At 38.7% G+C, this 12,622-nt stretch carries 16 protein-coding genes; 6 read left to right on the forward strand and 10 right to left on the reverse strand.

Features of this window, described 5'->3' with window-relative positions; genetic code table 11:
* Positions 1 to 74: 74 nt before the first annotated feature.
* The 4 genes from ACIQXP_RS13885 to ACIQXP_RS13900 all read left to right on the forward strand — a co-directional run bounded on the left by ACIQXP_RS13885 (position 75) and on the right by ACIQXP_RS13900 (position 3,458).
* Positions 75 to 404 (forward strand): hypothetical protein, encoded by a 330-nt coding sequence (locus ACIQXP_RS13885; RefSeq protein WP_400453858.1) that lies wholly within the window; start codon positions 75 to 77, stop codon positions 402 to 404.
* A gap of 287 nt (positions 405 to 691) precedes the next feature.
* Positions 692 to 1,177, forward strand: a complete 486-nt coding sequence (locus ACIQXP_RS13890; protein WP_145854248.1) for a DUF4442 domain-containing protein — start codon at positions 692 to 694, stop codon at positions 1,175 to 1,177.
* A 10-nt stretch (positions 1,178 to 1,187) separates the two neighbouring features.
* The gene (locus tag ACIQXP_RS13895) at positions 1,188 to 1,817 is read left to right on the forward strand and encodes an AlbA family DNA-binding domain-containing protein (RefSeq protein WP_090987228.1); all 630 of its coding nucleotides are present in this window, start codon (positions 1,188 to 1,190) and stop codon (positions 1,815 to 1,817) included.
* Positions 1,818 to 2,099: 282 nt separating this feature from the next.
* The gene (locus tag ACIQXP_RS13900; protein ID WP_387505730.1) at positions 2,100 to 3,458 is read left to right on the forward strand and encodes an MATE family efflux transporter; all 1,359 of its coding nucleotides are present in this window, start codon (positions 2,100 to 2,102) and stop codon (positions 3,456 to 3,458) included.
* Positions 3,459 to 3,641: 183 nt separating this feature from the next.
* On the opposite strand, the gene ACIQXP_RS13905 is transcribed toward ACIQXP_RS13900, so the two are convergent.
* The 8 genes from ACIQXP_RS13905 to ACIQXP_RS13940 all read right to left on the reverse strand — a co-directional run bounded on the left by ACIQXP_RS13905 (position 3,642) and on the right by ACIQXP_RS13940 (position 9,910).
* Positions 3,642 to 4,376 (reverse strand): hypothetical protein, encoded by a 735-nt coding sequence (locus ACIQXP_RS13905; protein ID WP_387505731.1) that lies wholly within the window; start codon positions 4,374 to 4,376, stop codon positions 3,642 to 3,644.
* 39 nt (positions 4,377 to 4,415) lie between these two features.
* Positions 4,416 to 5,099, reverse strand: a complete 684-nt coding sequence (locus ACIQXP_RS13910) for a pseudouridine synthase (protein ID WP_387505732.1) — start codon at positions 5,097 to 5,099, stop codon at positions 4,416 to 4,418.
* A 41-nt stretch (positions 5,100 to 5,140) separates the two neighbouring features.
* Positions 5,141 to 6,043 (reverse strand): histone deacetylase family protein, encoded by a 903-nt coding sequence (locus ACIQXP_RS13915; RefSeq protein ID WP_293742283.1) that lies wholly within the window; start codon positions 6,041 to 6,043, stop codon positions 5,141 to 5,143.
* Positions 6,043 to 6,903, reverse strand: a complete 861-nt coding sequence (locus tag ACIQXP_RS13920; protein WP_293742284.1) for a bestrophin family protein — start codon at positions 6,901 to 6,903, stop codon at positions 6,043 to 6,045. The genes ACIQXP_RS13915 and ACIQXP_RS13920 overlap by 1 nt, the downstream gene beginning before the upstream one ends.
* 12 nt (positions 6,904 to 6,915) lie before the next feature.
* Positions 6,916 to 8,205 carry a kynureninase gene (kynU, locus tag ACIQXP_RS13925; protein WP_387505733.1) on the reverse strand — a complete coding sequence of 430 codons (1,290 nt, stop codon included), beginning with the start codon at positions 8,203 to 8,205 and terminating at the stop codon, positions 6,916 to 6,918.
* Positions 8,206 to 8,268: 63 nt separating this feature from the next.
* Positions 8,269 to 8,757: a pyridoxamine 5'-phosphate oxidase family protein gene (locus tag ACIQXP_RS13930; RefSeq protein ID WP_293742286.1), complete on the reverse strand. Its 489-nt coding sequence runs from the start codon at positions 8,755 to 8,757 to the stop codon at positions 8,269 to 8,271.
* A gap of 54 nt (positions 8,758 to 8,811) precedes the next feature.
* Positions 8,812 to 9,417 carry a DNA-3-methyladenine glycosylase gene (locus ACIQXP_RS13935; protein WP_387505734.1) on the reverse strand — a complete coding sequence of 202 codons (606 nt, stop codon included), beginning with the start codon at positions 9,415 to 9,417 and terminating at the stop codon, positions 8,812 to 8,814.
* A 13-nt stretch (positions 9,418 to 9,430) separates the two neighbouring features.
* The gene (locus ACIQXP_RS13940; protein WP_293742288.1) at positions 9,431 to 9,910 is read right to left on the reverse strand and encodes a GAF domain-containing protein; all 480 of its coding nucleotides are present in this window, start codon (positions 9,908 to 9,910) and stop codon (positions 9,431 to 9,433) included.
* 128 nt (positions 9,911 to 10,038) lie between these two features.
* On the opposite strand from ACIQXP_RS13940, the gene ACIQXP_RS13945 reads away from it, so the two are divergent.
* Both ACIQXP_RS13945 and ACIQXP_RS13950 read left to right on the forward strand, forming a co-directional pair.
* The gene (locus ACIQXP_RS13945) at positions 10,039 to 10,728 is read left to right on the forward strand and encodes a DUF3291 domain-containing protein (RefSeq protein ID WP_387505735.1); all 690 of its coding nucleotides are present in this window, start codon (positions 10,039 to 10,041) and stop codon (positions 10,726 to 10,728) included.
* A gap of 16 nt (positions 10,729 to 10,744) precedes the next feature.
* Positions 10,745 to 10,996: a hypothetical protein gene (locus ACIQXP_RS13950; RefSeq protein WP_090987251.1), complete on the forward strand. Its 252-nt coding sequence runs from the start codon at positions 10,745 to 10,747 to the stop codon at positions 10,994 to 10,996.
* A gap of 676 nt (positions 10,997 to 11,672) precedes the next feature.
* Here the strand turns inward: ACIQXP_RS13950 and ACIQXP_RS13955 are convergent.
* Both ACIQXP_RS13955 and ACIQXP_RS13960 read right to left on the reverse strand, forming a co-directional pair.
* Positions 11,673 to 12,011 carry a Dabb family protein gene (locus ACIQXP_RS13955; protein ID WP_387505736.1) on the reverse strand — a complete coding sequence of 113 codons (339 nt, stop codon included), beginning with the start codon at positions 12,009 to 12,011 and terminating at the stop codon, positions 11,673 to 11,675.
* Between the two features lie 99 nt (positions 12,012 to 12,110).
* The gene (locus ACIQXP_RS13960) at positions 12,111 to 12,602 is read right to left on the reverse strand and encodes a YMGG-like glycine zipper-containing protein (protein ID WP_387505737.1); all 492 of its coding nucleotides are present in this window, start codon (positions 12,600 to 12,602) and stop codon (positions 12,111 to 12,113) included.
* Between the last annotated feature and the right edge of the window lie 20 nt (positions 12,603 to 12,622).

Here is a 12,622-nt window from a genome sequence, read left to right on the forward strand (position 1 = left end):
ACCTGCTGGGAGGTTAAGGCTTTAAAATGTAAATTTGATCTTGTTTTCATTAGCACCATTAATTTAATCAATTAATGGGAAAACAACAAGAGGGTATCCATACTTTTTGGACACCCTCTTTGAGATCCTACATAGGAGGATTTTGTTTTGTCGTGTCAGGGGGCATTTTTGTTGTCGTGTCTGGCATTGATTTGGATGTTGTATCCATTGGCGCCGTTGTTGTCGAATCCGTTGTTGTACTGTCTGAAGAACCAGCCATGTTTTTTGACGAATTGCATGCTGATGTGGCTATCATAAGAGAACCAGCAAAAGCAAGACTTAAAATTATCTTTTTCATAGTTTTTAATGTTATCTATCATCCAAAACAACCTTACAATCATTTGGTTTTAAATATTATCCGATAAAGGATAATATTTTCGCAAATAAACACCAGCTATTGAACGTTAACGAAGAAGATCAAACGGTACTTGTTGTAATTTTTAATTTTCGAGATAATATCATCATGCATTTCGGTATATTCTTTCCCTAAATACTGTTTAACCTTAAGCTAAGCTGCTATAGAAACAGCTGTTTAACAAAAACCCTTGATCGGGATACCATAAGCAGGCAATCTGTTATTTCAGAAAAAATATGACTAAAACAAGATCGGTAAAACTTTAAAAGGTGATAAAACTTTCTGATATTAGTAAATATGATTATTTCTCAAAACACCCTTAAATGGGTAATGCGTTTTTATCCACCCCTATTTTTTCAACGCATTTGGGTTCAGAAATTTGACAATGACTTTAGAAGCTGCACAGTTAAACTGAGCAAGAGTTTTCTGAATAAAAATTACAACGGTTCTATTTTTGGAGGAACTATTTACGCAGCTACAGATCCATTTTACGCGCTTTTATTTGATCAGCTGATGCAGCGTCGCGGATTTAAAGTCCGGGTTTGGCTTAAGAGTGCCTCTATACAATATTTAAAACCCGGACGTTCTACTTTATATTTCACTATAACAGTAACTGATGACATGCTTAATGAAGCTGAGCATGCTTTAAGAACCATTGGAAAGTTTGTAAAGGCCTACCCTATGGAGATCACCAATAAAAAAGGCGAATTGTGTGCAACCGTAATGAATGAAGTGTACATCAGAAACCTGCACCAGGGCGAAACACCAAGAGTTGCTTACTAATTTTTAGATTATGCCGAGTATTAAGAATTTAATTTTGCAGGGTGAGGGCGTGATGCTGGATTTCAAAAAAACCATTACGAGTACCGAAAAAATAGCCAAGAGTTTGGTTGCTTTTGCCAATAATAAAGGTGGCAAATTATTAATTGGCATTGCAGACAACGGATCCATTAAGGGAGTGAAATCTGAAGAAGAAGAGAAATACATGATTTTAACTGCTGCACATCAGTTCTGCAAACCGGCTATTGAACCTCATTTTGAAGAGATTTACGTAGATGATAAGCTGGTTTTGGTGGTTGAAATTCCTGAAAGTGATACTAAACCGCACTATGCACTTGATCATCAAAAGAAATGGTGGGCTTATATCCGCATTGATGATAAAAGCGTTTTAGCCAGCCGGATTATTCTTGAAGTGCTTAAACAGGAGGACAAAAACAATGGTGTGCTCATCTCCTATTCTGATAATGAAAAAAAATTGCTCGAATACCTAGAGCAAAATGGAAAGATAACCCTGAAAGAATTTAGCAAACTGTTGCGCAGTTCGTACCGCAAGGCCCAGAAAGTACTGGTTAATTTAATTTTAACCAACGTAATCAAATCGCATACCACCGAAAAGGAAGAGTATTTCACGGCCGTGCGGTAGTTAAGTATGGCTATAAGTTGATTTAATTAGGTTAGTTACCATTCCAGCGCAGGTGGGAATCTTAATCTTTAAGCTTATTGCATTAAGATTCCCAATCGAGTTGGGAATGACGATTCCGCTTGCTAAGTATTGTAAATAAGCACAATCCAGAAAATTCGGAAGAAAAATCTATCTCTCTAAATTTCCAAATTCGAAGTGCTTGAGTCACCAGGTTGGACAATATATATTAACTTTTCTACATCCCTATTTTATGAGGTTTAAAAAACCGATCTTTGCAAACTCATGTTTTCTAAAATTTACAACCGGTATAAGCCCTATTATAAAGAAAATCTTCATTTGGCCTTGCCAATTGTGGGCTCGCAGGTTGGCCATACATTGGTGCACATGGCCGATAGCATTATTGTGGGTCATTTTACCGATACCATTCAGTTAGCTGCTGTTTCGCTGGTAAACAGTATCTTTATGCTCATTCTCGTAATTGGTCTGGGCATCTCCTATGGTTTAACCCCGCTTATTGCACAGGAAAACGGCCGGCAACATTATGATGAATGCGGGAAGCTTTTGTCAAACAGTTTGATCATCAACATTTGTGTTGGCATATTATTATATGTGCTGGTGCAACTGGGGATATTTTTTGTTATTGATCGCCTGGACCAGACACCCGAGGTAGTACGCTATGCAAAACCTTATCTCAATCTTTTATCTGTTTCGATTATCCCATTGTTGATTTTCCAGACATTTAAGCAATTTGCCGAAGGTTTAGGCTTTACCAAACAAGCCATGTTTGTTTCGATCTGGGGAAATGCCCTTAATATTATTTTAGGAATCATCTTCGTGAAAGGTATGTTCGGCATCAAATCTATGGGTGTTAGCGGTGTAGGTTTAAGTACTTTGATAGACAGGATTTTGATGGCTACCGTGATGTGCTTTTACGTTTTGCGCTCAAAGCATTTTAAAAAATACCTAACCAGTTTTAAAGTAACATTTTTTGATAAAATGAGGGCAATTAAGATTGCCAAAATCGGAATGCCGGTAGCCATGCAGTATTCTTTCGAAATCAGTGCTTTTAGCGGTGCTGCGGTATTAATCGGTACCATCGGAGCGATAGAACAGGCCGCACACCAAATCGCGATTAGTTTAGCGGCAATGACCTACATGATTGCCAGTGGTGTGGCATCGGCAGCGACTATCAAAACAGGAAATAACTTTGGTAAAAATAATTTTAACGATTTACGGAAATCAGCCATTGCCAGCTATCATGTAATATTGCTTTTTATGTCGTGCACTGCGGTTATTTTTGTACTGGCCAACAACCTAATGCCTTTCATCTATACCGAAGATGCAACAGTAATTCCTATTGCCGCACAACTGTTAATTATTGCAGGCTTTTTTCAACTGTTTGATGGCACGCAAGTGGTCGGACTAGGTGTTTTACGTGGCATGGGCGATGTTAACATGCCAACCTTAATTACCTTTTTAGCCTATTGGGTAGTTGGAATCCCCATCGGTTATGTATTGGGCTTTCATTTTGACTTAGGCGTTAACGGAATCTGGTATGGGTTAACGCTGGGTTTGCTCACAGCCTCTATCCTGTTGTTTTTGAGATTTCAGAGTAAGACGAAAAGGTTAGCGGCTAGATAGTAGCATAAGCTGATATAATCGTCATTGCGAGAAAGCTTTTCTCGCCGACGAAGCAATCTTTATCGTACGGAATTACCTGCAGGTAAGATTGCTTCGTCGTTCCTCCTCGCAATGACGACGTTTCTAAGTGTTAAGTGCTTATAGGTTACGGATTCTTCGCTGCGCTCAGAATGACAACTGGTACTATTTTCCTCCTACATTTACCACAACCCCAATGGTAAAGATAGAATTACCGGCAGACATATATTTACGGCTTTTTAAGCCAATATTACTGCTGGTGGTATATTGTAGCTGAAAAGTTTTGCTGAGCGCCATGCGGGTAAAGAATACCGGCTCAAAGAAAATATTATCTTCTTTAGGCTGCACTACACCATTTAAAAAGAAACGGTCCATTTTAACATGGCTGATTCTTAAAGCAGTGCCATAGTTAATGGGAAAATCGGTTCCAAACAAACGTAAATTATTTTTCTTTTTTGAACTGTAGTTTACCTGTAAAAATGTTTTCCTGTAATCTACATCCTGCAGTTCAGAACTGGTGAGGATATCGTTTTTATAATCACGGAATGTAATATCGCTCCAACCTTTTCCTACACCCGCATAAATTTCGATAATGCGGTTATCATCCGGTCCAAAAGTATCAAAATAACCTCCTCCGATTTCAATCAGTTTGTGCCCGAAATCTTTGGTTTTTCTTTCACTGTTCATCCTTGAGCCGCTAAAAAGCACGCCTATATGATCAGAAACGGCATAAGCACCATTAACGCTGGCATTGCCTTTTAATGAGATGTGCGCACCACCACTAAATTCACCCTGTTTACTTAACATGGGCGTATTTGGAACGTTCGGCATATATACGGAAGAACAACTGGCTGCAAAAAGCACTAAAACTGGGAGTGTAAAACGTAGGTATTTGATCATAGATGTTTATATAAACAGATTTTGGTGTTAAAAATTGTGCTAAAGTTCCATTTTCATGAAATCCATCACTCTTTTAAACTCGTCATGTAAACCGGCTTTTAAATGGATTTTTTCTTTTGTAGCTGGATGAACGAAGGTTAACTCTGATGCATGTAACAACATGGTCGTCATATCCCACTGTTCTTTAAAAAATTTGTTCTGTTTGTTACAACCATGTGTCCTGTCGCCAATAATCGGATGTAAAATATGGCTAAAATGTCTCCTCAATTGATGCATCCGTCCGGTTTTAGGTGTGGCTTCTACCAGTGAATACCGGGAGGTTGGATGTTTACCAAAAGCTACCGCAACCTCCGCTCTCTGAAGTGTATGAAATGACGTTAAAGCCTCCTGCATGGTTCCGTTTTCTTTGGCTAAAGGATAATCAATTTCCATCTGATCGGGTGTAAAACCACGCAGAATGGCCAAATATTTCTTATCGGTTTCAGCATTCATAAATTGCTGATGCATAGCAATTTCAGACTCCTTATCAAAAGCAAACAACAATATACCGCTGGTTTTTCTGTCTAGCCTATGTACGGGACTAACATGCTTTCCTACCTGATCTCTTAACAATTGCAGGGCAAATTCTGTCGCGTCTCTGGCGATGGAAGACTGGTGCACCAACAGGCCATGAGGTTTGTTAATCGCAATTAGATTTTCGTCCTGATAAATAATCTCCAACATATAGGCGCGAAGATAATGATATTATGTCTTTGCAAAAACGCTCATCCAAATAAATCAAAAGCAAGACGATAGGTATTGCAATGTGCATCTACAATATCCTTGATATCTGCCGAGTAGCCTCCGCCCATGCTTACCTGCAAAGGCAGATTTTTATCTTTACAGGCCTGAAGCACCATCCTGTCACGTTCTTTGCATGCTGCTTTGCTTAAAGCCAGTTTACCCAACTTATCTGTTGAAAGCACATCCACTCCCGATAGATAAAATACGAAATCAGGTTTGGCCATCTCAAAAGCCTTCTTCAGATTGACATTTAATATGGACAGGTATTCATCATCAGCTATTCCATCATCTAAAGGGACATCAAGATTTGAAACTTCTTTTTTAAACGGAAAATTCTTCTTGCCATGCATGGAGAAAGTAAATGCCCTCGGCTCATATTGGAGAATCTCGGCCGTACCATTTCCCTGATGTACATCTAAATCAATTATTAATATACGATTAATTAATTTTTTATTTAACAGATAATTAGCAGCGATAGCCTGATCGTTTAGCAAACAAAAACCCTCACCCCAATTGCTTCCTGCATGATGGGTGCCACCTGCAACATTAAAGGCAATACCATTATCAATTGCGAAATGAACTCCGTCAATTGTGCCCTGTGTAATCCTTAGCTCACGCTCTAAAAGCTGCGCATTTAACGGGAATCCAATCCGCCTTTGATCTTTAGCAGAAAGTGTTAAGTCCCTCAGTTGTTCCCAATATGCTTTTTCATGAGAGAGGAGAATAATCTCTTCCGAAACGGGTTCTGGACTAAATAAATTCTGAGACGTTATAGTTCCCTCATGTAAAAGCTGCCCCGGTATCAGTTCATATTTCAGCATCGGAAAACGGTGCCCCTCAGGTAAAGGATGGGCGTATAGCGGATGCCAGGCAATACTGATCATTAGCCTAGAATTTCTCCTACATGTTTTTCGATATTGGTACAGATCTGATCCACCGGAAGATCATTCGCATCGTAACCAAAGGGGTTTTCTATTTCTTCAGCTATCAGCTCTAAACTAGCTAATACATAGAGGATAAAAGGAACAATTGGCACCACAAAGTAACCTAAACTGAACACCCAGCCAAAGGGTAAAGTAATCACATAAACAAAAATAAACTTTTTAATAAATGCACTATAAGAAAACGGGATTGGCGTATTTTTAATTCTTTCGCAGGCACCACAGATATCGGTGAACTGATTAAAGTCACTGGAAAGAACAATAAACTGTTCCTGCGAAATCGCCCCCTTGTCCAGCAGTCCATAGAATCTGTTGGTTAAACTGCCTGCTATCTGGTTTGGGATGTGTTTACCTTCTTCAACTTCAATGAGCAAGCTATTCTTACCAAAATACATCTTTTCTCTTAAATGTTCTTTTAATGCAAAAGCATATTTGGGGATGCCGTATTCAAAAAAGCGAACATCCTCATCTGTCAGTTTAAGTGCTTTAATCTTTATAGCTAGGTTACGGCTCACGTTGGTTAATGACCCAAGCAATTTCCGGCCTTCCCACCACCTGTCATAAGCCGTATTTGTTCTGAACACCAGTAAAAGCGACAACACAAAACCCAATAAACTATGCATCATGCCAATATTGGTTACATTGCTCGTTTTAGAAAGCTGAAAGTAATTCAGTTCGGCATAGGCAACCAGCCCCGAAAATACAGCTACGCCAAGCATTAAAGGCCAAAGTTTTCTAAAAGTGTCACTTTTATCGATATGGAAAATGAACGTACTCCAGTCTTTAGGGTTATAGTTAATCATTGTTTTTCTTTTCTACGTTAAAATATCTTTACTGACTTTTAATAACGCTTGCCCTGCCAAATAAACATCTTCATAAGAATTATAAAGCGGCACAGCACTTAAACGGATTACATCAGGTTCGCGCCAATCGCCAAGGACTTGATTCGCCATTAAACCATCAAAAATCGCTTTACCATTGCGCTGTGCAATAATGGATAACTGCGCTCCTCTATCCATAGGATTTTTTGGCGTAATAATTTTGTACTGCTCAAATCCTAATTCCTTATTTACTTGATTTATAATAAATTCCAAATATTTAGTTAAAGTGATACTTTTTTTTCTTAAGGGCTCAATGAATCCTGCTTTTTCAAAAATCTGAAGTGAAGCATGATATAATGCCATCGGCATTACCTGCGTACAGCTTACCTGCCACCCGTCTGCCCCGGCTTCCGGAACAAAGCCTTTTTCCATTTTAAAACGCTTACTTTCCTGATAGCCCCACCATCCCGCAAACCGGTTTAGTTCGGAGTTGCCAAAATGTTTTTCATGAACAAAAATTCCGCTTATTCCACCCGGACCTGAATTCTGGTATTTGTACGAACACCAGCACGCAAAATCAACATCCCAGTTGTGCAATTGTACAGGGACGTTACCTGCAGCATGCGCCAGATCCCAGCCTACTACTGCGCCTATTTCATGTCCTGCTTTGGTAATGGCTTCCATATCATACCATTGCCCTGTGTAGTAATTTATTCCGCCAAACAAAACCAAAGCAATTTCAGAATCATTTTCGTTGATTTTAGCTATGATATCTTCGGTATGGAGTATTTCCTCGCCCTCTTTAGGAAAAACCTCTATAATCGCTTCTTTAGGATCAAAACCATGAAACTTCACCTGACTTTCTATTGCATATTGATCGGATGGAAAAGCACCTCCCTCCATAATGATTTTAAATCGTTTGCCTTTGGGCTGATAAAAGCTGACCATTAACAAATGAAGGTTTACAGTCAGGGTATTCATCGGACAAACCTCAGAGGGTAACGCACCAACAATCGGAGCCATTAACTTTTTAAGCGCCTTGTGGTAGAACATCCAGGGCTCGTTTCCATCAAACCAACCTTCAACGGCGTAGTTGGCCCAATTGCTAAGTTGTCCCTTCAGGACTTCTTCCGCCACTTTAGGCTGAAGACCTAATGAATTGCCACACAGGTAGATAAAATCTTTATCATTATGTTTTGGAAATAAGAACTGAGACCTGAAGTGATGAAGCTGATCAGCCTCATCCTGTAATTGGGCAAACGATAGTGTGTTTTCGAAATTCATCAGCCAATATTACAAAAAAGCAGGTATTGTTTCCAATCCTGCCTTTCAATTCTTTTAAATTTCTTAGAATTTCATGGTATCATGTTTACCCAAATCTGGCGTATCTCCTGTAACTACCGCTTTCAAAATACTGAATAACACCACAATTTTTGACGAAGATGAATCCCAGTATTCTGCTTCTTCAGGGGTAACCTTTATCAGAATTAATCTCGGATCTTCAACGCCATCAGGAAACCAGGCTTTTACAAATGGAGAAAAATAAGCCTCTTTACGTACTTTATCGTCTACAAGTTCAGCTTTACCTTTTACCGTTAAATAAGTATTTTTAGAAGGATCGCTATAAGCCAGCAATACATTATTTTCTTTTGAAATTTCTTTCGATTTCAAGGAGTATTCGTTGGTGTAAAACCACAGGGTGCCATCGTCTTCAATTTTCGCAGTACCCATTGGCCTGCTTCCAAATTCATCGCTTGAAGAAAAGGTAGTAAACATACAGGTTCTTACACTTTCTGCCATCTCTTTTAAGATGGCTATATTTTTCTCGTTTTTCATGTTTTTGATTGTTTATAGAGAAAAACAGCAAGCGCCTTAAAAGGTTTCTATAAATTAAACCTTATTCGGTTTACTTACATATTTATTGCCTTTTACAAAAAATCGCCATGGTAGTAATGCATGCTCTTTGGCATAGGCGATGCCAACACGTGGTGTTGCTGCAATATCTTCTTCTGCATACCAGATACCATGGTCCTCAATCCAGATTTCCTCATCGGAAAGATTTTTGGCATTAAAAGTCTTATCGATCCCCAATGCCTTTGCTGCCGAACCGGGTCCGGCGGAAATAGCACCTTTTAAACGAGACATATTCCTTCGCTGTTCTATAATTTCTAATCCCAGAATTGGTTCTATCCCCCTGATCAAAACCGCATGCGGGTCGTCTTTAACTGAAGTAACCACATTGAAAAGATGATGCATACCATAACAGAGATATACGTAAGCAACACCGCCTTCACCATACATGGTTTCAGTGCGGTGGGTACGGCGACCGCCATATGCATGAGATGCTTTATCTTTTACCCCGAAATAAGCCTCTGTTTCTACAATGATACCAGCAGTAATTTCTTCACCAATTTTGGTATAGAGTACCTTACCCAGTAAATCTTTCGCAAGACTCACTACATCCTCATTCCGATAATATTCAGGACTTAATTTCAATGCTTAATCTAAATTATCTGTTTAATAAAATCGCAATAACATTCTCTAAATAAAGTTGATCTGTTTCATCAAACTTATTCAATACTTCACTATCGATATCTAGCACTCCGATTACTTCACCGTTAACAATCAGCGGCAGAACGATTTCAGATTTTGAGGCTGATGCACAAGCAATGTGGCCAGGAAATTCTTCTACATCTGGCACAATAATGGTTTGGGCTTCAGCCCAGGAAGTACCACAAACGCCCTTACCCTTTTTTATTCTTGTGCAAGCAACAGGCCCCTGAAAGGGTCCAAGAACAAGCTCATCGTTTTTTACCTGGTAAAAGCCGACCCAAAACCAACCAAACTGTTCTTTAAGTGCAGCGGCAACATTTGCCATATTGGCAACAAAATCTGTTTCACCATATAATAGCGCTTTAATTTGAGGGATGATGGATTGATACTGCGCTTCTTTAGAGGCATCTCTTGTTATAACTAAATCTTCTGCCATTTGTTTAATTTATAAATTCAAAGTTAATAATGTAATGCGAGTTTTAAGACAGCACAGTTTTTAATGACAAAAATTTGAATGAGAACCTATCCTGAAAATGCTTAGTTTTGATCCCTTAACCGCTTATTATGATCGTAGCCTTAACCATTACTAAATTCCGTGGCCTAACTATCCCCTTCGCATTTATAGGAATGGCGGTTTTAAGGCTACCCTTATGGCTAAATAAAAAGTGTAGTTTTTGGAAATTAATGGGAAGTGGCAAAGATGCGAGAGTCGACTTATCTCCGGATTACAAGCATTGGGCTGTATTAACGACCTGGAATGACCGTAAAGATTATGATCATTTTAACCACAACTCTATAGTGATGAAATGGTTTAATTTTTTCGCAATTGAAAGTTTTACCATCTTACTCAATCCTTTAACAAGTCATGGCTTATGGTCGAAAAGACAACCTTTTAAAGTTGATAAGACATACAAAGTTTCCTCTGGGAAAATTGCTGTGATCACCAGGGCTGCAATTAAATTTAACCGACTAAAAGAGTTCAGGCATAATATTAAAAGGGCGGCAGATGCGATGCGTACGGCACCAGGATTTGTCCTATCTGCAGGTATGGGAGAAAATCCATTTTTTGACCAGGCCACCTTCTCGATATGGCACGATGCGGAGAGTGTAAAAAACTATGCCTATAAAACTTTCGACCATGCCGATGTGATTAAGCTTACCAGAGCCAGAAAATGGTACAAAGAAGAACTTTTTGCCCGTTTCTCCATTATTGATAGCTGGGGAACACTTAACGGCACATCAGTTGAATTATAAATAAAATATATCCTAAATGAGAGTTGTAGCAGAACTTCCGCATCCGGAATGTAAGATCACCATTTTTTCAATGAACCAAAAATACATTGTAAAATTTGAACAGGGTACTTTTGAGCAAAGTTATAAACTTGCTGAACTAGACCTGAGTGGCGGTGGCGTAAATGATGTTTTTGAAATTATTGATGAAGAATTTATCCAGACCGTTATTGCCCGCTTCAAATCGATGCGTTCTGATTTTACTGCAGCTTACAACAGGCATCAATATTAAAAATAACTACTTTAATATACTGATATTCAGCGTATTATATTAAAACACAAAATAATATTCTGAATTCTTATATATTTTTTCAACTAAACGGAGTTATTATCGACAGTCTTTATTAAGATAAATTCATGTAAATAATTGATATGCTGAATTTTGAGTCTATTAAAAAAATATAATTTGGCATTTGATTTAACCAAATAAATGGGAGGTTTAGCGATTTTGGGTTGAAATAAGCATTAAATCTTTCAAAAAAACGATGTATAGGTCATCGACTGGAGTGCAACGGAACGGAGAAAATCTACTTGATAAATTTTTCCACTGCCGTCAAAATCTCGACTTGTAAAATGAAGTAACCGGAGCCTTGATCAAGCCTCTCCTCTATCACCATCGGTAATCGGTTACTTTAGTCTAAAGATCCTGAAACAAGTTCAGGATTGACGACCGTTGGGATTGTCCTACAGCACCGATCGTCCTTTCGACCGCAGTGCCTGAAGCATGCACGGGCAGCCGTTTCGATGCGTTTCAGTCGAAATGACAATCAACCTGTACTTGTCTCATTAGATTTTTTGTTTTTCTAAACCTGACTTCAAGGTACAGCCAAGTTATACATCAACAAATCTGTGTCTATCTGCGGTTGAACTGTAGATTTATCGGTTGGAACAGAGAGAAAACATGGGTTTTAAACAGAAACTACCGTATCATGAACCACTACCCTGTACCAGTTTTCAGAAAATTTTTCTACCGCATCTAAATGTATTTTATCCTCCTGGTAGGCATTATGATCTGCAATGTTCGCAAAGGTAATGGTAAGTGAATAAGTAAAAGAGTTATCTGTAACCGGACGTACCGGTGTATTGGCCGCAAGCCCATAACTTAATGTTTTAATGTATTTGATTGGCTTTAAGCTTTCGAAAAAATTAGCAAAATCGGCAATTTCGTTTTTGGTTAATTGTGGTTTTAACCAAAACATCACAAAATGTTGAATCTGACCTTTATCTGAAGTAGTATGTTCTGTCATAAAGAATTTATTTTTTGCAATATAGAAATGATTTGTTGGTGTACAAAAAAAGCGTTACGATTTTGAATCGCAACGCTTTCAAATATGATTGAAATCTCCTTAGTTTTGTACTCGTCCAGATTTTTTATCTTCACCTCTACCAATCAGGTAACCACCGCCAGCACCAACCAAACCACCAATAATAGCACCTCTTCCTTTTTTCTTATCAATTAAAGCACCACCAACTGCACCAGCAGCACCTCCAATTACAGCACCCTTAGCTGCATCACTCCAGCCTTTTTTCTTCGCAGTTGGCTGCGTACCGCCATAAGCACTGGTTGAGCTTCCGCCAGAACTAGCATATGATCTTCTCGCGCTTGTACCTGATCTTCTCGCGGCTGCTAATTCTGCCTGGTGTTGGGCTTCTTTCTCTTTTTCTACCCTGGCCACCTCAGCTTTTTTAAAGCTGTCCAGGCGTAAGCTATCTCTTACGGCTTTAATGGCTAATTGTTTTTCTGCTTCCTGCTGTTTCAATGCAGCTTCTTCTTTTGCTTTGTTATTACAAGCAAACATAACAGAACTTAATGCGATTACTACCAATATCCTTTTCATAATTTTTAATTTTAGTATGA

Source organism: Pedobacter suwonensis, from assembly GCF_044762335.1.
Taxonomy (GTDB): Bacteria; Bacteroidota; Bacteroidia; order Sphingobacteriales; family Sphingobacteriaceae; genus Pedobacter.